Consider the following 19,669-nt stretch of genomic DNA (forward strand, 5'->3'; position numbering starts at 1 on the left):
TACGCTGCGACCATGAGCATGCTCACCCCTCCCGGCATGGGCGGAAACTACCGGATCACGGGCAACCGTTATCCGCGGATGCGCCGCCCCACGGGTCGGCGCCGGCTGGTGCTCGCCGCCGTCGGCTCGGCCGCGGCGCTCGGCCTCCTGGGCTGGGGAACGGTGCAGCTCATCGACGTCTTCTCGGGCGACGACGAGGGCCCGCGCACGGCCGCCCACGGCACCGGGGCGCGGGGAGACTGCGCGGACGGCGGTCGGGACACCGAGACACGGAGCCAGCCCGCCACGGGGCCGAACCCGTCCGCCACGGCCGTGCCCAAGCCGTCCCAGATCACGGTCAACGTCTACAACGCGACCAAGCGCACCGGGCTCGCCAAGGAGACCGCCGAGGCACTCGAGAAGCGCGGCTTCAAGATCGGCAAGGTGGGCAACGCCCCGGCCGAGTACGACAAGAAGATCAAGGCCCCCGGCCTGCTGCTGGGCGCCCCGGCGGCCACCAACGGCGCCTTCGACGTGCTGGGCACCCAGGTGCCCGACGTCCGCACCAAGAACGACGCCCGCGGCGGCAAGGACGTCGACCTGATCATCGGGGACGCCTTCACCGACCTGACCGCGAAGCGGGAGGCGGACCGGGCGCTGGCCGCGCTGACCAAGCCCGCCCCGTCCGCGGCGGACGGGGCCGCCGCGAAGTGCGAGCCCACCGCCCGGGGCTGACCGGAAGCCTCGAAACAGGGCCCTGGGCGCCCGCCCCACGCCTCACGGGGCGCGCCGCCGCGGGTCGGGGACCGACGGGCCCCGGCGCGGCGTCGCACGCCGCCCGCACGATGCCCGCAGGCTGGCCGTACGCGCCCGCACGACGCCCGCACGCTGGTCGTACGCCGTACGGACGTCGTCCGTCAGGGTCGTCGTGCCGGCCCCGGCGTCCGTCCGGGAACGGCGTCGCCGCCGCGGCGGGGACCCACCACGGCGGCGATATGACGGTTTCAAGCGAAGACCGCGGGCTCGGGCCGAGCCCGGGGCGGCGGGTCAGCCGGCCGCGCCGTACATCCGGTCGCCGGCGTCGCCGAGGCCGGGCACGATGTAGCCGCTCTCGTTGAGCCGCTCGTCGACGGCGGCGGTCACCACGGTGACCGGGGCGCCCTCCAGCTCGCGCTCCATGACCTCGACGCCCTCCGGGGCGGCCAGCAGGCACAGGGCGGTGACGTCGTCGGCGCCCCGGGAGATCAGCTCGTTGATGGCCGCGACCAGGGTGCCGCCGGTGGCGAGCATCGGGTCGAGCACATAGACCTGGCGACCCGAGAGGTCGTCCGGCATCCGGGTGGCGTAGGTGGACGCCTGCAGCGTCTCCTCGTCACGGATCATGCCGAGGAAGCCGACCTCGGCGGTGGGCAGCAGCCGGACCATGCCGTCGAGCATGCCGAGGCCGGCCCGCAGGATCGGCACCACCAGCGGACGGGGCCGGGCCAGCCGGACGCCGGTGGTCGCCGTCACCGGAGTGTCGATGTCGACCTGCTCGGTGCGCACATCCCGCGTCGCCTCGTAGGCGAGCAGGGTGACCAGCTCGTCGGCGAGCCGCCGGAAGGTGGGGGAGTCGGTGCGCTTGTCGCGCAGCGTGGTGAGTTTGTGCGCCACCAGCGGGTGGTCGACGACGTGGATCCGCATGACATCGACATTAACCGAGCTTTCGGGCACCGGCGTCCGCCCGGCACCTGCCGAAACTTTGCCGCGCGGTGGCATCAAACCACCACTTCGGGGGAAAGTGGGCACGTACGCCCGGACTGTCCCACCGGGCGGAGACCTCGGCCCGAGGTGGTGGTGCCCATGGCTGATCGAGACGACTTCGGCGGCATGACGGCGGAGAACGACGCGGACCGGCGACGACGACGCGCCCAGTTCCTCCGCGACTTGAACGAGGCCAGGGAGCTGCGGGACCGGGTTCAGCCGCGCCGGGCCCGGGCCGCGCGGGCCCGGCAGGCCATGCGCATGCGGACGTTTCGGTGGTAGTGAGCCACATCTCCCAGGACCGCGGCACGACGCAGCGCGGAAGACCTCTCGCGACGCCGTTGTTTCTGCCACGATTCCGAATGGGCGGGGCGTGGTCCCTCGCCCGCTCCGGCACGCCTATGACCAGTGGGAGAGTCACGGTGTACTTCGCCGCACTGCTCGCGCGCACCGAAGACGGGTGGCAAGCGAGCGACACAGAGCTCGACAATGTGGAGACCCTGGCCGACCTGGCCGACCTGGCCCGCGAGGCCGCGGTCGACGACGACACGGTGCTGGCCCTCATCGAGCAGGAAGACGCGTGGTTCGGCGTCGTCCGCGTGGACGGCGAGGACGACCCGCGCGTCTTCGTCTCGGACGGGATCGCGGCCGGCCGCAGCTCGTACGGCGCCATGCTCGTCGACGAGCTCATCGGGAGGGACGACAGCGACACCGAAGACCTGGACAGCCTGAACCTCGACGGCACCGAGGACGGCGAGCCCGAGCCCGCGGAGGACGAGGACGCGGCGCCCGGATCGGAGCCGCTGGTCCCGCGCGGGCCGGTCGGCGACCCCGGCATCCTCAGCGACCTCGGCGTGACGCACAGAGAGCTGCTCGCGCTCGACGGGGACGCCCTCAGCACCCTCGCGGACGCGCTGGGCTGCACCGACGTCCTGGAGGCGGTGCGCTGAGCCCCGATTCCCCCGCCCGATCCCACCCGCCCGCGTAGCCGGCCACCGCCCGTCACCCACACTGGTGCCATGACCGCCGATCCCCCGCCCGCCGTCGCTCCCGACCCCGTACGCGACCCCTGGCGCGCCGCCATGCGGCTCGCCCTCGACGAGGCCGTACGAGCCCCGGAGACGGGCGATGTGCCGGTCGGCGCCGTCGTGCTGGGCCCCGACGGCGCGGTGCTCGGCCGCGGCCACAACGAACGCGAGGCGACGGGCGACCCCACCGCCCACGCCGAAGTCCTCGCCCTGCGGGAGGCGTCGCGGCGCATCGGCGAGTGGCGGCTGACCGGCTGCACGCTGGTGGTGACCCTGGAGCCGTGCACCATGTGCGCGGGCGCCATCGTGCTGTCCCGCGTCGACCGGGTCGTCTACGGCGCCGTCGACCCCAAGGCGGGCGCGGTCGGCTCGCTCTGGGACGTCGTCCGCGACCGCCGGCTCAACCACCGCCCCGAGGTCATCCACGACGTCCTCGCCGAGGACTGCGCCGCCCTCCTCACCCGCTTCTTCCGCGACCGCCCCCAGCCCTGAGACCACCCTCTTCCGACAACCGATTTCGGAGCACGGCCCACCGTCCGCTAAGCTCTCTCTCGGTAGCGTGTCCGAGCGGCCTAAGGAGCACGCCTCGAAAGCGTGTGAGGGGGCAACTCCTCCGTGGGTTCAAATCCCACCGCTACCGCTCTCAGACGGAGGGCCCCACCCGTGCGGGTAGGGCCCTCCGTCGTTGTCGTCTCAGCTCTGGTCTCAGTTCTGGTATCAGGAGGCCCGGCTCAGGCCCCCGTTCACTCCGCGGTCGTGTCGGGTTTCACGTAGAGGATGTCGCGGGCCTGCTCCGCGGCGCGGACGGTGCTCTCGGAGACGAAGTCGAGGAAGCGGGCGATGTTCTCCAGGCGGGTGGCGGCCGGGGTGTCGGGGCCGACGACGCCGACGCCCTGTCGTGTGATCTCGACGATCTGGGCGATGGCGCGGGCGCTGGCGATCATCGACTGGTACCAGACGTCGTCGTCGACGACGTAGCGCTCGCGGCGGCCTTCGTCGCGTTCCCGGCGGACGAGGTCCTGGCTCTCCAGGAACGCGATGGCCTTGGAGACGGACGCCGGGCTGACCCGGAGGCGCTGGACGAGTTCGGACGCGGTGAGGCTGCCGTCGTCGGAGAGGGTGAGGCAGACCATCACCCGAGACGTCATCTTGGGCATGCCCGACTGCATGAAGACGGTGGTGAGCGTCTCCTCGTAGGCGCGCATCGCCTCGGTGTCGCGCCCCTGGGCCCGCGGGGGCGCCTCCGACCCCCGGGGCGCGGCCTGCCTGCGCCGGTGGGCGCGGCGTTCGGTGGCGCGGTGGGCGAGGTCGGCGCGGTAGCCGAGGGGGCCGCCGTTGCGCATCACCTCACGCGTGACCGTCGAGGTCGGACGGTCGAGGCGCCTGGCGATCTCCGCGTAGGCGAGGCCGTCGGCCAGCCCCAGCGCGATCTGCTGGCGTTCCTGCTGGGTGAGCCTGCCTCCCGGCATCTGCGATCTCCTTCGTGTCTCCCGGATGCCTCCAGCATAGCGTTCACCATCAGTCCATTGCAACGACTAGAGGCTCTGACGTTGCGTTGAATCTTTGCCCATTGCAACGAAATTAGGGACTTCACCTGCGGTTATACGGATCCTATGCAACAAGGTTGTTGTGAGATCCGGAAAGGCAACGTAGCGTTTCCGTCATCGGAAACAACGAGTCGCAGGAGGACATCATGCAGAAGTTCGACACCACCGCCCCGATCGCCACCGTCCTCGACATCCCCGCGGGACGCATCCGGTTCATCGCCGCCGACCGGGCCGACACCACGGTCGAGATCCTGCCCGCGGACGCCTCGAAGAGCCGCGACGTGAAGGCGGCGGAGCAGATCCAGGTCGCGTACGGCGACGGCGTCCTGCGGATCGAGGCCCCGGAGGCGAAGAGCCGGATCCTCGGCAGCTGCGGATCCGTCGAGGTGACCGTGCAGCTGCCCGCCGGCTCCCGCGTCGAGGCGAAGGCGGCCGCCGCCGAGTTCCGCGGTGTCGGACGGCTCGGCGACGTCGTCTTCGAGGGCGGCCACCGCTCGGTCAAGCTCGACGAGGCCGCGAGCGCCCGCCTCACCGCCCTCGACGGCGGCGTCTCGGTCGGCCGCCTGGGCGGCCCCGCGGAGATCAGCACCCAGCGGGGTGACATCCAGATCACCGAGGCCGTGCGCGGCACGGTGACGCTGCGCACCGAGCAGGGCGACATCTCGGTCGGCGCCGCCCGCGGAGTCTCCGCCTCCCTGGACGCGGGCACCGGCTACGGCCGGATCCACAACGCGCTCAAGAACACCGACGGCACCCCCGGCCTGAGCGTCCACGCGACCACCTCGTACGGCGACATCACCGCCCGCAGCCTGTAACCGCCCGCAGCCCGCAAGAAGGAGCACCCCTCGTGACCGACCTGGCCATCGCGGCGAACGGACTGCGCAAGTCCTACGGCGACAAGACCGTCCTCGACGGCGTCGACCTGGCCGTCCCGGAAGGAACGATCTTCTCCCTGCTCGGGCCGAACGGCGCCGGCAAGACCACCACCGTGAAGATCCTCTCCACCCTTGTCTCCCCGGACCCCGCCAGCGGTCAGATCCGCGTCGGCGGCCACGACCTCGCCGCCGACCCGCAGGCCGTACGGGCCGCGATCGGCGTCACCGGGCAGTTCTCCGCCGTCGACGGGCTGATCACCGGCGAGGAGAACATGCTCCTCATGGCGGACCTGCACCATCTCTCCAGGCGCGAGCGACGGCAGGTCACCGCCGAGCTGCTGGAGCGCTTCGACCTCACCGAGGCCGCGTCGAGGCCCGCGTCCACCTACTCCGGCGGCATGAAGCGCCGCCTCGACATCGCCATGACCCTGGTGGGCAACCCGCGGATCATCTTCCTCGACGAGCCGACCACCGGCCTCGACCCACGCAGCCGCCACAACATGTGGCAGATCATCCGCGAGCTGGTCTCCGACGGCGTCACCGTCTTCCTCACCACCCAGTACCTGGAGGAGGCCGACGAACTCGCCGACCGCATCGCGGTGCTGAACGACGGCAAGATCGCCGCCGAGGGCACCGCCGAGCAGCTGAAGCGACTCGTCCCCGGCGGGCACGTACGCCTCCGCTTCGCCGACCCGACCGCGTACCGGTCCGCCGCCGCCACCCTGCGCGAGGCGTCCCGGGACGACGAAGCCCTCGCGCTGCACCTCCCCAGCGACGGCAGCCAGCGCGAACTGCGCTCCATCCTCGACTGGCTGGACTCGGCCGGCATCGAGGCGGACGAGCTGACCGTCCACACCCCCGACCTCGACGACGTGTTCTTCGCCCTGACCGGCGGCACCAAGGTGCCCAACCAGCCCAAGGAGACCGCCCGATGAGCGCCCCGCTGGCTCCCGCCCGCCCGACCCGGATCTCCCTGGCCGTACGCGACTGCTCCACGATGCTGCGCCGCAACCTCCTGCACGCCCGGCGCTACCCGTCGCTCACCCTGAACCTGCTGCTCACGCCGATCATGCTGTTGCTGCTCTTCGTCTACATCTTCGGCGACACCATGAGCGCGGGCCTCGACGGCGGCGGCCCGGACCGCGCCAGGTACATCGCCTATGTCGTCCCGGGCCTCCTGCTGATGACCATCGGCAGCACGGTGGTGGGCACCGCGGTCTCCGTCTCCAACGACATGACCGAGGGCATCATCGCCCGCTTCCGCGCGATGGCGATCCACCGCGGCTCGGTGATCATCGGGCATGTCATCGGCAGCGTGCTGCAGTCGATCGCCAGCGTGGTCCTCGTCGGCGCCGTCGCGGTGGCCATCGGCTTCCGCTCCACCGATGCCACCGTCCTGGAGTGGCTCGCGGCGTTCGGACTGCTCGTGCTCTTCGCCATGGCGCTCACCTGGATCGCGGTCGGCATGGGCCTGATCAGCCCGAACGCCGAGGCCGCCAGCAACAACGCCATGCCCCTGATCCTGCTGCCGCTCCTCTCCAGCGCCTTCGTCCCGCTCGACGCGATGCCGGGCTGGTTCCAGCCGATCGCCGAGTACCAGCCGTTCACCCCGGCCATCGAGACCCTGCGCGGCCTGCTGCTCGGCACCGAGATCGGCCACAACGGATGGCTCGCCGTCGCCTGGTGTCTGGGCCTCGCGGTGCTCGGCTACCTCTGGTCGACCGCGAAGTTCAACGAGGACCCGAAGTAACCGCCATGACCCCGCGGGCCGCCTCCCGCGACTCGTCCCATCCGAGGGCGGCGCACACCGACACCCCGTCGGCGTACGCCGCCCTGTTCGTTCGCGAGGAGACACGGAGGGCCCCACCCGTGCGGGTGGGGCCCTCCGTCGTCGTGTCGTCCGTCGTGTCTTTCTCCGTCAGACCCGATCGTGGGAGGCCAGTTGGGCTTCGAGGCCGTCGAGGAGGGCGTGGAGGCCGTACTCGAAGGTCTGCTCGGGCGAGGCGTTGTAGTCGGCGGCGGGGGTTTCGAGGCGGGCGCGCAGGCGGGGGAAGCGCATGGCGATCTCGCCGGCCTTGGCCATGGTCTCCCGCAGCTCCTCCTCCGCGTCGCCGCCGTCGCGGCCCAGCTTTCTGGTGAGCGAGGCGTTGGCGGAGGTGCCGAGGACGCTGCCGAGGACGAAGGTGAAGACGGTCGCGGCGGCGCGGTCGGCGGCGGGGCCGGCGAAGCCGGCGGCCTCGTAGATGGCGAGGCTGTGGTCGTCGTGCCGGGCCTTGCCCGGGCCGTACAGCAGATGGGTCCCGACGGCCTGCACCAGCCAGGGATGCCGGCCGAACATCGCGTGCAGGCTGGTGGCCATCCGGGTGGCGGCCGTGCGCCAGTCGACCACGGCGAGATCGGGTAGCTCGATCTCGTCCCACACGTGGTCGCCGGCGAGCAGGATGAGGTTGTCCTTGTTCTTGACGTGCCAGTAGACGGCGGTGGCGGCGCTCCCCAGCCGTTTGCCGAGGCTGCGCATGTTCAGACCTTCCAGGCCCTCTTCGTCGAGCAGCTCGATGGCGGTGTGGACGATCTGTTCCTTGGTCAGCGTGTCGCGCGGCATGCGCTCACGATAGGCGAGCCGAACCCGTCTTGTACAAAGTTCAGGAGAGCGCTTGCACTTAGTTCAATCGATGCTCTACCTTCGTCTTGTACTTAGTTCAAGTCGAGCGGCGCCGGAGAGCGCCCGACGAGGGAGACCGTCCATGAACACGCTCATCGCCGTCCTGCAGCTGCTCGTCGCCGCCGCCTTCCTGAGCATTCCGCTGGTGCGCTCCCGCTACGGAGCCGTCGCGACCGCGGGCGCCGAGGCGGAGCTGCGGCGCCAAGGCGTGCGGCCCACGGTGCTGGCCGAGAACGGCATGCGGTTCGACGCCGGCGGCCACGAGACCTGGGCCCCGGTCTCGATCGCCGCGGTGATGGCGGGCGTGGCCGCCCTCAACCTCGCCGACCACTCCTGGTCCCACCCGCTGACCTGGGTCTTCCAGTCGATCGTGCTGGCCATCAACGTCGTCATCCTCTACAGCAACCTGACCGCCGCCCGGTCCGTGCAGGCCGCCTTCGCCCGTAAGGGCGACCCGATGCTGGCGCGCATCGACGTGCCCGCCCTGCTCAAGGCGGCCGAGGCCGGCTTCCCCTCCTGGGTCTGGATCCTGCAGAACGCCCGCCACGTGGTGGTCTTCGGCGCCTCCGCCGTCGCCTTCGTGACCCTTCTCGCCGCCTGACGGCGACGGTGACCCACGTCACACCGTCAGCCGTCACACTCCCGCCCCGAGCTCCGTCAGTGATGTGTAGGCGCCGGCGAGAACGGCCGGAAACGACCGCCACCACCGACGACGAAGGAGACGATCATGCAGGCACGGATGAAGAACCCGGCGTTCGTTCTGGCCGACGCCATGAAGGGCGTGGGCAGCCTCATCAAGGCGATCAACCAGGGCGGTCTCCCCCAGGAACTGCAGGAGATCGTCGGCCTGCGGGCCAGCCAGATCAACGGCTGCAGCGCGTGCGTCCACTCCCACACCCAGAACCTGGTCAAGGCCGGCGCCGACTCGGAGCGGATCGCGACCGTCGCCGCCTGGCGCGAGGCCCCGTTCTTCACCGACGCCGAGCGCGCCGCCCTCAACCTGACCGAGGCCGTCACCCGGATCGCCGACCGCTCCGACGAAGCGGTCTCCGACGCCCTGTGGGACGAGGTCGCCGACCACTTCGACGAGCAGGAGCTGTCCGCGCTCATCCTGGTCATCGGCGTGACCAACATGTTCAACCGCATCAACGCCACCATCAAGGAGCCCGCAGGCACCGTCTGGGGCTGACGGCACCGACGGCACGGGGGCACCGGAGGCACCGGAGGCACCGGGGGGCGCCCCCGCCGCCGACACGCCGCGACGCGAAAGGCCCGGCTCTCGCGAGCCGGGCCTTCGCGCGCCACCTCCCCGACTCGACCGCCCGGAGCCCGGCGTCTCGCCCCCGCCCGTCAAGGCGACTGCGCCCCGCAGCGGTTGGGCGGACGCGGCCACGCCGCTCAAGCGTTCCCCCGGATCGGCCATACGTGTGGATAGACTCACGCGATCGTGATCGTGATCGACGGGACTCGCTGGGGAGGCGGCACCGGATGGGGTTGGCACAGGCCAAGAAGATCGTGCTCTACGGGCTCGTCATCTTCGTGCTCTACACGATCATCAAAACCCCTGAGCGGGCGGCCGAGCTGGTCCAGGTAGGGTTCGAGGGCATATCCGACGCCGCGAAGAGCATCGGCGATTTCATGACCGCGCTGATCAGCTGACCGGCGACCGGTCGCGTTCCATCACGGAGGTTCAGCCAGTGATACGCCATCTGGTCCTGTTCAAGCTCAACGACGGGGTGGCGCGCGACGAGCCGCGCGTGGCCGCCGGCGTCGAGGCGTTCCGGGCGCTCGACGGGACCGTTCCCGAGCTGGAGTTCTGGGAGTGCGCCTGGAACATCACGGACCGGCCGATCGCCTACGACTTCGCGATCAACTCGGCCGTGGCCGACCGCGACGCGCTCAAGCGCTACCTCGAACACCCGGCGCACCAGGCGGCCGCCGCGCAGTGGCGCGAGTTCGCCACCTGGGTGATCGCCGACTACGAGGTCTGAGGACCCCGCGACCCCGAGCGCACCCCGCCGCCCGTTCGGGCGCCGACCCCTCGCCGCGCGGCGAGGGGTTCTTTCATACCACCAACACGGCGTTATGCGGTGCTTGCACACAGTGCACATGTCTTGTGATGCTATGACCGCTTTTGACGGGTGAGTGGAGGACAGTGAAGGGTGGCGTGACCGTGTCGGCCCGTACTGCGCCCAGAACGCCACCTCCCAGCGACACCCCGGACCAGCCGCCCGGCGACGGCGGCCGCGGTGCCCGTGACGGCGAGACCCCGGACCCCGAGGCCCGGAACCACGAGACCGCGGACCCCGAGACCCCGGACCTCGAAATTCCGGACCTCGAAATTCCGGACCTCGAAACCCCGGATCTCGAAACCCCGGATCTCGAAACCCCGGACGCTGAATCCGCGGACCGCCAAACCCGGGAACCCGGGACCCCGGACCGCCAAACCCGGGAACCCGGGACCCCGGACACCGACGCCGGGCGGCCCACGCCCACGCCCGTCCCCGATCCCGCCCCCGCCCCCAACCCCGCCCCCGGCGAGGCCGCCGACACACCGCCCCCCAGCACGCCCAAGAGCCGCGGGGCCGACGCGCGGGCGCTCACCCAGGTGCTCTTCGCCGAACTGTCCACCCTCGAACCCGGCACCCCGGAGCACACCCGCGTACGGGACGCGCTGATCGAGGCGAACCTGCCGCTGGTCCGATACGCCGCCGCCCGCTTCCGCAGCCGCAACGAGCCGATGGAGGACGTCGTCCAGGTCGGGACCATCGGGCTGATCAACGCGATCGACCGGTTCGACCCGGAGCGGGGCGTACAGTTCCCGACCTTCGCCATGCCCACCGTCGTCGGCGAGATCAAGCGCTACTTCCGCGACAACGTCCGGACGGTGCATGTGCCGCGCCGACTGCACGAGCTGTGGGTCCAGGTGAACAGCGCCACCGAGGATCTGACGGTGCAACACGGCCGCTCTCCGTCCACCGCGGAGATCGCCGAGCGCCTCGGGCTGAGCGAGGAGGACGTCCTCGCCTGCATCGAGGCGGGCCGCTCGTACCACGCGACCTCCCTGGAGGCGGCCCAGGAGGGTGACGGGCTGCCGGGGCTGCTGGACCGGCTCGGCTACGAGGACCCGGAGCTGGCCGGGGTCGAGCACCGCGACCTCGTACGTCACCTCCTCGTGCAACTGCCGGAGCGCGAGCAGCGCATCCTGTTGCTCCGTTACTACAGCAATCTGACGCAGTCGCAGATCAGCGCGGAGCTGGGGGTCTCTCAGATGCATGTCTCCCGACTGCTGTCGCGGAGCTTCGCCCGGCTTCGGTCCGCAAATCGGATCGAGTCCTAACCGCTGCGGGTGACCACGACCCCCGGTTTCCGGGACGGAATGTCGATATGGCGCTACAGCGCGTTGCCGACATGTGACATTCTGCTGGAACCGCGTTTGCCGTGGCCCGACCTCCGGTATTCAGGGGGAGGCTGCGCTCAACGCACAGAGCGCTGCTGAGATCCGTCCGCGACCTCAAGGGGGTGGCATGTCCGCAGAACTGGGCAGCTCGAAGGTGCTCACCAACGACGCACCGCACGTGCTTGACGACTGCGACGCCATCGACACCCGCACCCTCTCCCGCTCACTGTTCCTGCGGCTCGCCGCCCTCGACCGGGACAGCGCGGAACGCACCTATGTGCGTGACACCCTCATCGAGTTGAACCTCCCCCTGGTGCGGTACGCGGCGGCGCGTTTCCGCAGCCGGAACGAGCCGATGGAGGACATCGTCCAGGTCGGCACGATCGGTCTGATCAAGGCGATCGACCGCTTCGACTGTGAGCGGGGCGTCGAGTTCCCGACCTTCGCGATGCCGACCGTCGTGGGCGAGATCAAGCGCTTCTTCCGCGACACGAGCTGGTCGGTACGGGTGCCCCGGCGGCTTCAGGAACTGCGCCTGGCGCTGACGAAGGCGAGCGACGAGCTCTCCCAACGACTCGACCGCTCCCCCACCGTCACCGAACTCGCCACGGCGCTCGGGGTGTCGGAGGAGGACGTCGTCGACGGGCTCGCGGTGGGCAACGCGTACACCGCGTCGTCGCTCGACTCACCCTCCCCCGAGGACGACGGCGGCGAGGGCTCGCTGGCCGACCGACTCGGCTACGAGGACAGCGCGCTGGAGGGGGTGGAGTACCGCGAGTCGCTCAAGCCGCTCCTTGCCAAACTCCCGCCGCGCGAGCGCCAGATCATCATGCTGCGCTTCTTCGCCAACATGACGCAGTCGCAAATCGGTGAAGAGGTCGGGATCTCCCAGATGCATGTCTCGCGGCTGCTGACGCGGACCCTGGCGCAGCTGCGCGAGGGCCTCATCTCCGACTGACTCTTCGATCGAGTCCCACCCCGTTCCCTTCTCCTATACATCTGACGCTCCGTCATACACACTGTCCGCCATGCGACGATGCCGGACAGGCCGCGCGCCAGGCCGCCGAGGATCGACGATCACCGCCTCGGCGGCCGCGCTGTGTGTGGGCGCCACGCTGCTGAGCGGCTGCGCCGGTGGTGGGAGTGAGGGTCGCCTCCCTCTGGACGCCGCCGCCCCGGCCAGTCGGGTCCCGCCCACCGGCCGGGTGGAGTTGAGCCCGCTCGACGGTGCCCCGGCCCGCGGCAGCGCCGAACCGGTCGGCCCCTCGGCGCGCGGCGTCGACTCCGATCGCCGATCCGCCGCGCCCCCGTCGGGCCGCGACGCGGCGTCGAGCGCCGAGCCGAGTGCCGACGCCACCGCCGCCCCGGCCCCGGCCACCTCCGCGCCCGGCGGGCCCGGACCGTCCGCCCCTGGGCGGCCCCGCACCGACGCCCCTCGCCCGCCCGGGCCCCCCTCCCCGCCGTCGTCGCCCTCGTCCCCCGTCCCGAGCCCCACCCCGTCGCGCCCGCACCCGCGCCCCACGACCCCACCCCCGAGCCCGCGCCCGGCCGCCCTCTCCCTCGGCGACCCCGAACGCGCGCCGGCCGCCGACCGCTGGTGCGAGAAGGTCACCCTCACCCTCCACAACACCGGCGGCTCCCCCGTCCGCGCCGGCACCCTCACCTTCGCGACGCACATCGTCGACCTGCTCGGCACCGACTGGTCGACGGTCGAGTCCACGGCGGATCTCCCCACCCCCATCGCCCCCGGCGAGCGCAGGAAGCCGACCTGGGAGGTGTGCGTCGACGCCTGGCGGGTGCCCCTCGGCATGCACGTGGAGACCCGCGAGGTGACCGCCGACTGGCGGTGACGGCGGCGAACCGGGCCGCCGGCTCAGTCCAGCTCCGCCAGGGCGGCGGTCAGCTCCCGTCCCTCCCGGACGCCCCGGCGCAGCAGTACGGCCGCGGTGGTGTGCAGTTCGTTCCAGGAGTGGGGGCGGCCCACGGCAGCCGCGTCCGGGAGGCAGTGGAGGGCGACCTTCAGTGCCTGGGGGCCTTCGCCCGCGGCGGCCAACGCGTGGGCCAGACAGGACCGGTACCAGGTCTTGTCCCGGCGATAGCCGTCGGGCAGGGCGTCGAGCCCGGCGCCGAGGCGGGTGATGGCCGACTGCCAGGCGCGCAGGTGCATGTCGGCCATGCCGCGTTGCAGGGTGAACCAGTTCTCGTCGTAGAAGTACAGCCACGGCGGCTCGTCGCCGGGTCGCTCCCCGGCGCGGTTGATCAGTTCCTGCGCCTCGTCCATCAGGCGCACGGCGTCGGCGGCTGAACCGCCGAGGGCGTGGCCGCGGGCCGCCATCTGGGCGGACATGCCCCGCACGCCGAGCGAGGTGCCGGGCGCGGACCAACGCGACGCCTCCGCCAGTCGCACGCACCGGGTGGCCCGCCCCTTGGACCAGGCCATATGCGCCTTCATGTTGAGCGTGGTGGCCGCCATGTCGGCGTCGCCCGCCTCCAGCGCCCACTCGTGGGAGCGGTCGTACCAGGCGAGGGCGGTGGCGGCGTCGTCCTGGTCCTGGGCCATCCAGGCGATGAACTGCGCGTGCTCGGCCGCCAGCCGGACCACCCGGTCCGCGAGCGCGCCGCGCGCCCCGGCGTGCAGCTCCACCACGGTGCGCAGCTGCTGCCGCATCACGTCGCCGAGCGGCCGCGAGCCGATGACGTCCTCCGCGCGGCGATGCTCGTCGAGGAGCCGGTCGAGCCAGTCCAGGGTGGCGGCGTCCACGCGCCGGCCACCGGCGACCACCCCGACGACGCGGTCCAGCAGATCCGCGTCCGGCGCCGCTCCCTCCAGTCGCATGCCCGCCACCGGCCCCGCCGCGGGGGCCCGGCCGTCCAGCAACCGCGTGGGCACCCCAAGCCCTTCGATGATCCGGTCCCGGACCTCCAGGGAGGTGACCCGCCGCCGACCGCGCTCGATATCGGACACATCCGGCTGCGCGAGCCCGACCCGCTGGCCGACCTTCGTCTGACTCAGCTTCATGAGCTCTCGGTACGTCCGGAGGACGGCGCCCCACTCCTCACGGGCGACCGCCACGACGAGCCGAGGGTGATCCCACACATCCACAGCGTGACCCTCCATGGGCCCAATGTAGGGCTCTTCGCGTTCCCCGTTCTCACGGAACGTCCCAGGGGTACGGTGCAGTTGTCGCCGCGGAACGGAGGCCCCGCATGCCTGCTGACACCGACATCGCTTCGGACGACTCCACGCTCACGTTCGGGCAGCGCGTGCGCCGGGCGCGGGAGCGGAACGGGTTGACGCGACCGGTTGTCGGCGGCCTGGTGGGGCGGTCCGCGGAGTGGGTGAAGGCCATCGAGAACGGCAGGCTGAACACCCCGCGGCTGCCGCTGCTGCTGCGGCTGGCCGATGTGCTCGGCGTGGCCGACCTGGCGGAGCTGACCGGGGACGAGCGGGTGTCCGCGGCCAGTTATACGAAGGCGGCGCACAGCGCCCTGCCCGCTGTGCGGCAGGCGTTGACCACCTATCGACTCGGCGGTGCGGACGAGGAACCCGAAGGGGTCGAGGAGCTCCTGAGCCGGGTGAGCGAGGCGTGGCAGCTGTGGCACGGCAGCGGCGAGCACCGCACACGGGTCGCGAGGGTGCTGCCGGATCTCCTCGGCGACCTTCAGCACGCGGCCCGAGCCCTGGAGGGCGCGGGCCGGCGCCGGGCGCTGGCGGGCCTCGCACAGACCTACCATCTCGCCCAGCTCTACCTGGCGTTCCAGCCCGTTCCGGAGCTGGTGACGCTCACCGGGGACCGGTCGATGTCGGCCGCCCAGGACGCGGACTGCCCCCGCGCGATCGCGACGGCCGCCTGGTACATGAACCATGTGTTCCGTGAAGCCGGGGAGCGCCACGAGGCCCGGGTGGACCTCGCGATGAAGGCGGCCGCCCTGCTCCGGCCGGACGCCGACGTGGAGGACCGCGCGCTCTGGGGCCTGCTCCACCTCGCGGCGGCGCTGTCGTACGCCAAGATCGGCCAGCGGGGGAACGCGGAGCGGTACTGGGACCGCGCCGACGCCGTCGCCCGGAGTCTCGGTGACGACTACGTCCACCCCTACCTGGTCTTCGGTCGGAGGATGGTCGACGCCTACGCCATCACCGTCAACGCCGACCTCGTCCGCGGCCACCGGGCCGTGAGCGCCGCGGAGCGGGTGGACCTGGCCTCCGTGCCGTCGGCCACTCGGAGGTCCTTCCACCTGATCGAGTCGGCGCGGGCCTACCGCCTGCAGGGCGAACACGTCGCGGTCGTGCACCTGCTGAGGAAGGCGCTGGAGACCTCGCCGGAGACGGCGCGCTTCAACCTGTTCGCGCGCTCCACGGTGGTGGAGCTCGCGGACTCGCCCAACGCGGTCATCCGCGACGACGTCCGCTATCTGACGACCAAGCTCGGCATGCCCACCGCCGCGTGACGGGTACCGGTGGTACCTCTCCGCATGGGGGTAGGTCCGCTACCCCTCGCCGGTCCGCACGGGCCGTACGGTCGGCTCCCACGCGACCGTGAGCGCTCCTGGTCCGACCGACCCGGGGCGTGCGCAACTGGATGGGAGAGGCGACGTGAGCCAGCGACCCCGGCTGCTGCCCTGGAACGGGCCTGACGGAAAGCCCTGCTATCTGGTGGGGGACGGGACGGGGCACCTGTGGCGGCTCGCGGACGAGCTGGAGACGGTGCAGCTGGCGGCGGGGGCGCAGTTGCTGGGCACCGCCGACGAGATGCTCAGGGACGCGAAGACGGACGCCCGCGCGCTGCACTTCCTCGGCGACTGCCTCACCGTGGCGCTGCGCAACGCGTTGCGGGTCGCCGAGAGTCGTGGCGACCGGCTGCCGATCCCCGTATACGACGACGGGGAGGGTGACGGGCCCGCGGAGTGGCGGCGGGCCGCGCGGAGGCGGTTCGGAATCGGGTAGCGGGGGTGGACATGGGACTCCCCCGGGGCCGGCGAATTTCTTCGCGCGGGCCCCGGGGGAGCCAAGTGTCACGGCCCCGGAATCAGCGGTCCGGGGGCGCGGAATGGCCGCGCTCGGCGTTAGTACGCCAGGGCCAGGTAGACCTGGTTGTCGGCCCAGGTACAGTGCCGGAGGATGGCGGAATTGCGGTCGCCCTCGTCGGTGATGCAGTTGTTGCGGAACTTGCGGCTCGCGAAGGTGGAGCCGGAGTCCTTCAGGTCGTAGTCGAAGTACTGCGCCTGAACGTTGGAGTTGCACATTTCCAGCGTGATCTGCTTGTCGGCGCCCTTGGCGGTGGCGCAGCGGCCGGGGTAGTACTTGCTCTCCAGCTGGTAGCCGGGGAGGCTGCCGTCGCGCAGGTAGAAGTCCTGCGTGCCGGAGCTGTCGGCCGTCCAGGACAGGACGTTGCCGTTGCCGAAGGCGTCGAGGTTCAGGTCGCTCGCGACGTTCTGGAAGGTGTACCAGACGTCGGTCTGACCCGTCGGGGCGGCCGACGCGGGGGTTCCGGCGGCCAGCATGCCGGCGCCGAGCAGGGCGGCGGCGGACACGGCGACTGCGGTCTTCCTGATTCTCGCCACGTTCCCTCCCTTTCGTGTGAACCGCGGGGCCCACACAACGCGGAATTTGAGGTGCGGAATGCGGTGCCAATTTCCGAGGCTTTCGCCTCGCCGGAAACCCTAGGGGCCGGCGCACCGGGGAGGTAGGGCCGGATCAGGTCAGCGCACCGAAATGAAAGTGGAGTTTTCAAGCATCCGCATTCCCGCAGAAACCGCGGGCCGGGCAAGTAGGCAAAAGCGGCCAGCCCGTCGTTGGCCGCATTTCACCGCAACGCCGCGGGCGGCGGCGCGTATACGAAGGTGGCACCCCGGGCGCGGCCGCATACCGGGCACCGGGTTCAAGCCAGGGCAGCACACCACGCACGGGGCGGGACGGCGCGATCCCTGCGAAGCGCTCATGTCCGATAGTCGCGCCGATAGTCGCGTAGAAGAGACATTCCGCGCCGCCCGCCCCGCGGCGGTCAGTCCTCGTCCGGCAGGGTCACGTCCACGGTCGCGGCCACGTAGAGCCCGCCGTGCTCCTCGTTGACCTCGTAGTCGGTGTCGACCTTGCGGACGGTGAGCGGACCATGGCCGTAGACGTGCACCGTCTGGCCCACGGCCGGGATGGGCACCGGGGTGTCGGCCCCGAAGCGGGCGATCACCCCGAGGCCCTTGCCCTCCGGGTCATAGGTGAAGGCGATCTCGTAGCGGGTCGGTCCGGTGGCCTTGCCCAGGTCCAACCTGGTCAGTTCGGAGCGGGTGGCCTGCTTCTCGGCGTCGGCGATGTCGGCGATCACGGCGGGGAGCTCGTAGGTCATGGTCCACATCTTTTCGCGGCCACGAACGGCTCAGCGCGAGGACTCGACGGCGAGTCATCGTGAGCTGTCGCACGCCCACCGGTTTCACTGGCCACCGTCGCGGGCGGACGCGACGCCGCACACCACACGAGAAGCGGCACACCACACGAAGGGACCGCGCATGGCCACCGAGGACCAGGACCACGACCCCCACCACGACGTCGGGGCCTATGTGCACTACTACGACAGCATGGTGGTGTTCCTGAAGACGGCGCACTTCAGGGAGCTCGAGGAGGTCGACCGCAGGACGGTCGAGGAGAAGATGAACGCCGAGGACACCTGGTACCAGTCGCGGTACCGGGAGGACGAGTGCGGCGCCCGGCTCAGGGCCCTGCGCACCGTCATCGACCCGCTGCTGAAGAAGGTGGGATTCGAGATCCACGACCCCGAATAGCGCCCGCGCCGCGGGACACCTCGGGTCACCCGGGCAGCGGACGGTCGCTGACCACCTGCTTCATCACGAGGGTGGAGTTCATCCGGTGCACGCCGGGCAGAGCGGCCAACTGCTCGTCGTAGAGGCGCTGGAAGGCCGTGAGGTCGGCGGTGACGACGCGCAGCAGATAGTCCGGGTCGCCGAAGAGCCGCTGGGCCTGCACCACCTGCGGGACCTCGGCCACGGCCTGCTCGAATTCGGCGACGGCGGCCCGGTCCACCTGGCGCAACAGCACGAAGACCAGCGCCTCGAAGGTCAGGCCCACGGCGACCGGGTCCACGACCGCCCGGTAGCCGCGGATGGCTCCCGTGCGCTCCAGGTCGCGCAGGCGGCGGTGACAGGGCGAGACGCTCAGCTGCACTCGCGCGGCCAGCTCGGTCACCGTCAGCCGGCCGTCCTGCTGAAGCTCGGCAAGGATTTTGCGGTCAAGGGCGTCCATGAGGCAGATCCTTCCCCAGTTTTCTCAGCGACGGGTAGATGTTGGAAACATATTTGGCGTAAATAAGCCTAATCTTCCTCGGTGCCGTCCTCCGACGACGGCCCGGAGCCGTTCCCAACGGTCCGGAGAAGTCCGGAACGCGACGCAACGCTACGGAACGCAACGGTACGAAGAGGAAGAGCACGGCATGGACGTGGGCGCGGTAGCGGCCTTCTTCGCGGTGGATCTGCTGCTGGTCTGCACCCCGGGGGCGGACTGGGCGTACACGATCACCGCGGGGCTGCGGGACCGCTCGGTGGTGCCCGCGGTCTCCGGGCTGGTCGCCGGGTACGCCGCCCACACCCTACTGGCGCTGTGCGGGCTGGCCCTGCTCGTGTCGCAGTCGGCGAGCCTGCTCACCGTGCTGACGGTGGTCGGGGCCGGCTATCTGTGCTGGCTGGGGTGGCAGGTGCTGTCCTCGCCGCCGGCCGACCCCGTGGGCGAGGGGGCCGCGGGGTCGGCGGGTGTCGCCGTGGCGACCGGGGGCGGGGCCGGCGGCGTGGTCGCGCTGGCGGCCACGCCCTGGCAGGCCGTGTTGAAGGGCGCCGGAATCAGCGGGCTGAACCCCAAGGGACTGCTGCTCTACTTCTCGCTGCTGCCGCAGTTCATCAGCCCCGACGCGGGCTGGCCGGTCGCCGCCCAGACCGGGCTGCTCGGGGCGCTGCACACCGCCAACTGCGCCGTCGTCTATCTCTCGCTCGGCATGCTGTCCCGCACCGTGCTGCGGACCCGGCCGTCGGCGGCCCGCGTGGTCACCCGCACCGCCGGCGTGATGATGCTGGCCATCGGCGCGTTCCTGCTGGTGGAGCAGGTGGCCGCGGCCGGCTGACCGACCGGCCGCGGACGCTCGCGGAATCAGCTCGCGGAATCGACTCGCGAGTTCAGCTCGTGGAATCAGCTCGCCGATTCAGCTCGTGGAATCAGCCGAGCGCGAGCCAGGCCACCGCCGCGACCACGGCGATCACGGCGACCACGCCGACGATCACACCGAGGCGCGGGCCACTGGAGGTCGCCGCCGCCTGTCGGCGCTGGCCACCCTGCTGCTGGCCGCCCTCGTCGACGAAGGCGCGGAACATCTGCGTGCTGCCCGCCGGGTCGTAGTTGCCCTCGGGGCCATGGGGGTTGTTCGCCATGGGGCCCGACC

At 71.3% G+C, this 19,669-nt stretch carries 26 protein-coding genes and 1 tRNA gene; 19 read left to right on the plus strand and 8 right to left on the minus strand.

The annotated features are described in order from the left end of the window. The first annotated feature begins 12 nt into the window (after window positions 1-12). Window positions 13-714, plus strand: coding sequence for a LytR C-terminal domain-containing protein (locus CD790_RS11065; RefSeq protein ID WP_144383012.1), 702 nt, complete (start codon window positions 13-15; stop codon window positions 712-714). A 312-nt stretch (window positions 715-1,026) separates the two neighbouring features. Here CD790_RS11065 and upp read toward each other — a convergent pair whose 3' ends face one another. Beyond that, window positions 1,027-1,662 (minus strand): uracil phosphoribosyltransferase, encoded by a 636-nt coding sequence (upp, locus tag CD790_RS11070; RefSeq protein ID WP_144383013.1) that lies wholly within the window; start codon window positions 1,660-1,662, stop codon window positions 1,027-1,029. A gap of 159 nt (window positions 1,663-1,821) precedes the next feature. Between upp and CD790_RS11075 the strand changes: the two genes are divergently transcribed. From CD790_RS11075 to CD790_RS11090, 4 genes are all read left to right on the plus strand, one after another. Next, a complete protein-coding gene (locus CD790_RS11075) occupies window positions 1,822-2,004 on the plus strand; it encodes a hypothetical protein (protein WP_144383014.1) in 183 nt (60 codons plus the stop codon). A gap of 140 nt (window positions 2,005-2,144) precedes the next feature. After that, window positions 2,145-2,672, plus strand: coding sequence for a hypothetical protein (locus CD790_RS11080; RefSeq protein ID WP_144383358.1), 528 nt, complete (start codon window positions 2,145-2,147; stop codon window positions 2,670-2,672). Between the two features lie 69 nt (window positions 2,673-2,741). Further along, the gene (gene tadA / locus CD790_RS11085; RefSeq protein WP_144383015.1) at window positions 2,742-3,242 is read left to right on the plus strand and encodes a tRNA adenosine(34) deaminase TadA; all 501 of its coding nucleotides are present in this window, start codon (window positions 2,742-2,744) and stop codon (window positions 3,240-3,242) included. Window positions 3,243-3,303: 61 nt separating this feature from the next. Beyond that, window positions 3,304-3,390 (plus strand) — tRNA-Ser (locus tag CD790_RS11090). A gap of 103 nt (window positions 3,391-3,493) precedes the next feature. Here the strand turns inward: CD790_RS11090 and CD790_RS11095 are convergent. Next, window positions 3,494-4,219 (minus strand): helix-turn-helix domain-containing protein, encoded by a 726-nt coding sequence (locus CD790_RS11095; protein ID WP_144383016.1) that lies wholly within the window; start codon window positions 4,217-4,219, stop codon window positions 3,494-3,496. A gap of 224 nt (window positions 4,220-4,443) precedes the next feature. Between CD790_RS11095 and CD790_RS11100 the strand changes: the two genes are divergently transcribed. The 3 genes from CD790_RS11100 to CD790_RS11110 are packed head-to-tail and all read left to right on the plus strand — an operon-like array spanning window position 4,444 to window position 6,922. Further along, window positions 4,444-5,112: a DUF4097 family beta strand repeat-containing protein gene (locus CD790_RS11100; protein WP_144383017.1), complete on the plus strand. Its 669-nt coding sequence runs from the start codon at window positions 4,444-4,446 to the stop codon at window positions 5,110-5,112. Window positions 5,113-5,144: 32 nt separating this feature from the next. Beyond that, window positions 5,145-6,107 carry an ATP-binding cassette domain-containing protein gene (locus CD790_RS11105; protein WP_144383018.1) on the plus strand — a complete coding sequence of 321 codons (963 nt, stop codon included), beginning with the start codon at window positions 5,145-5,147 and terminating at the stop codon, window positions 6,105-6,107. Beyond that, on the plus strand, window positions 6,104-6,922 hold the full coding sequence (locus CD790_RS11110) for an ABC transporter permease (RefSeq protein ID WP_144383019.1): 819 nt from the start codon (window positions 6,104-6,106) through the stop codon (window positions 6,920-6,922). The genes CD790_RS11105 and CD790_RS11110 overlap by 4 nt, the downstream gene beginning before the upstream one ends. Window positions 6,923-7,090: 168 nt before the next feature. Here CD790_RS11110 and CD790_RS11115 read toward each other — a convergent pair whose 3' ends face one another. Beyond that, window positions 7,091-7,774: a TetR/AcrR family transcriptional regulator C-terminal domain-containing protein gene (locus CD790_RS11115; RefSeq protein WP_144383020.1), complete on the minus strand. Its 684-nt coding sequence runs from the start codon at window positions 7,772-7,774 to the stop codon at window positions 7,091-7,093. Window positions 7,775-7,916: 142 nt separating this feature from the next. Between CD790_RS11115 and CD790_RS11120 the strand changes: the two genes are divergently transcribed. The 7 genes from CD790_RS11120 to CD790_RS11145 all read left to right on the plus strand — a co-directional run bounded on the left by CD790_RS11120 (window position 7,917) and on the right by CD790_RS11145 (window position 13,084). After that, the gene (locus tag CD790_RS11120) at window positions 7,917-8,435 is read left to right on the plus strand and encodes a hypothetical protein (RefSeq protein WP_144383021.1); all 519 of its coding nucleotides are present in this window, start codon (window positions 7,917-7,919) and stop codon (window positions 8,433-8,435) included. 126 nt (window positions 8,436-8,561) lie between these two features. Then, a complete protein-coding gene (locus tag CD790_RS11125; protein WP_144383022.1) occupies window positions 8,562-9,023 on the plus strand; it encodes a carboxymuconolactone decarboxylase family protein in 462 nt (153 codons plus the stop codon). 299 nt (window positions 9,024-9,322) lie between these two features. Further along, a complete protein-coding gene (locus CD790_RS34520) occupies window positions 9,323-9,493 on the plus strand; it encodes a hypothetical protein (RefSeq protein ID WP_186319001.1) in 171 nt (56 codons plus the stop codon). A gap of 38 nt (window positions 9,494-9,531) precedes the next feature. Next, window positions 9,532-9,825, plus strand: a complete 294-nt coding sequence (locus tag CD790_RS11130) for a Dabb family protein (RefSeq protein ID WP_144383023.1) — start codon at window positions 9,532-9,534, stop codon at window positions 9,823-9,825. A 350-nt stretch (window positions 9,826-10,175) separates the two neighbouring features. After that, window positions 10,176-11,174, plus strand: coding sequence for an RNA polymerase sigma factor SigF (locus CD790_RS11135; RefSeq protein ID WP_399217439.1), 999 nt, complete (start codon window positions 10,176-10,178; stop codon window positions 11,172-11,174). Between the two features lie 187 nt (window positions 11,175-11,361). Continuing rightward, entirely contained in the window at window positions 11,362-12,192 is an 831-nt protein-coding gene (locus tag CD790_RS11140) for an RNA polymerase sigma factor SigF (protein ID WP_144383024.1), read from the plus strand. 70 nt (window positions 12,193-12,262) lie between these two features. Then, the gene (locus CD790_RS11145) at window positions 12,263-13,084 is read left to right on the plus strand and encodes a hypothetical protein (protein WP_144383025.1); all 822 of its coding nucleotides are present in this window, start codon (window positions 12,263-12,265) and stop codon (window positions 13,082-13,084) included. A gap of 23 nt (window positions 13,085-13,107) precedes the next feature. Here the strand turns inward: CD790_RS11145 and CD790_RS11150 are convergent, their stop codons facing one another. Further along, window positions 13,108-14,352, minus strand: coding sequence for a helix-turn-helix transcriptional regulator (locus CD790_RS11150; protein ID WP_186318973.1), 1,245 nt, complete (start codon window positions 14,350-14,352; stop codon window positions 13,108-13,110). Window positions 14,353-14,441: 89 nt separating this feature from the next. On the opposite strand from CD790_RS11150, the gene CD790_RS11155 reads away from it, so the two are divergent. Next, window positions 14,442-15,683: a helix-turn-helix transcriptional regulator gene (locus CD790_RS11155; RefSeq protein ID WP_144383026.1), complete on the plus strand. Its 1,242-nt coding sequence runs from the start codon at window positions 14,442-14,444 to the stop codon at window positions 15,681-15,683. Between the two features lie 145 nt (window positions 15,684-15,828). After that, window positions 15,829-16,179, plus strand: a complete 351-nt coding sequence (locus CD790_RS11160; RefSeq protein ID WP_144383027.1) for a hypothetical protein — start codon at window positions 15,829-15,831, stop codon at window positions 16,177-16,179. Window positions 16,180-16,298: 119 nt separating this feature from the next. Here the strand turns inward: CD790_RS11160 and CD790_RS11165 are convergent, their stop codons facing one another. Together CD790_RS11165 and CD790_RS11170 are read right to left on the minus strand one after the other, a co-directional pair. Beyond that, window positions 16,299-16,796, minus strand: a complete 498-nt coding sequence (locus CD790_RS11165; RefSeq protein ID WP_144383028.1) for an RICIN domain-containing protein — start codon at window positions 16,794-16,796, stop codon at window positions 16,299-16,301. Window positions 16,797-17,236: 440 nt separating this feature from the next. Next, window positions 17,237-17,575, minus strand: coding sequence for a hypothetical protein (locus tag CD790_RS11170; protein WP_144383029.1), 339 nt, complete (start codon window positions 17,573-17,575; stop codon window positions 17,237-17,239). 160 nt (window positions 17,576-17,735) lie between these two features. On the opposite strand from CD790_RS11170, the gene CD790_RS11175 reads away from it, so the two are divergent. Then, on the plus strand, window positions 17,736-18,008 hold the full coding sequence (locus tag CD790_RS11175; RefSeq protein ID WP_144383030.1) for a hypothetical protein: 273 nt from the start codon (window positions 17,736-17,738) through the stop codon (window positions 18,006-18,008). 25 nt (window positions 18,009-18,033) lie between these two features. Here CD790_RS11175 and CD790_RS11180 read toward each other — a convergent pair whose 3' ends face one another. Further along, window positions 18,034-18,486 carry an Lrp/AsnC family transcriptional regulator gene (locus tag CD790_RS11180; protein WP_144383031.1) on the minus strand — a complete coding sequence of 151 codons (453 nt, stop codon included), beginning with the start codon at window positions 18,484-18,486 and terminating at the stop codon, window positions 18,034-18,036. Window positions 18,487-18,673: 187 nt separating this feature from the next. Here CD790_RS11180 and CD790_RS11185 point away from each other — a divergent pair, with 187 nt between their 5' ends. After that, window positions 18,674-19,354: a LysE family translocator gene (locus CD790_RS11185; RefSeq protein ID WP_144383032.1), complete on the plus strand. Its 681-nt coding sequence runs from the start codon at window positions 18,674-18,676 to the stop codon at window positions 19,352-19,354. A gap of 91 nt (window positions 19,355-19,445) precedes the next feature. Here the strand turns inward: CD790_RS11185 and CD790_RS11190 are convergent, their stop codons facing one another. After that, window positions 19,446-19,658, minus strand: coding sequence for a hypothetical protein (locus CD790_RS11190; protein WP_144383033.1), 213 nt, complete (start codon window positions 19,656-19,658; stop codon window positions 19,446-19,448). Window positions 19,659-19,669 lie beyond the last annotated feature (11 nt).

Origin of the sequence: Streptomyces sp. SAJ15, from assembly GCF_007595705.1 — a bacterium.
GTDB lineage: Bacteria > Actinomycetota > Actinomycetes > Streptomycetales > Streptomycetaceae > Streptomyces.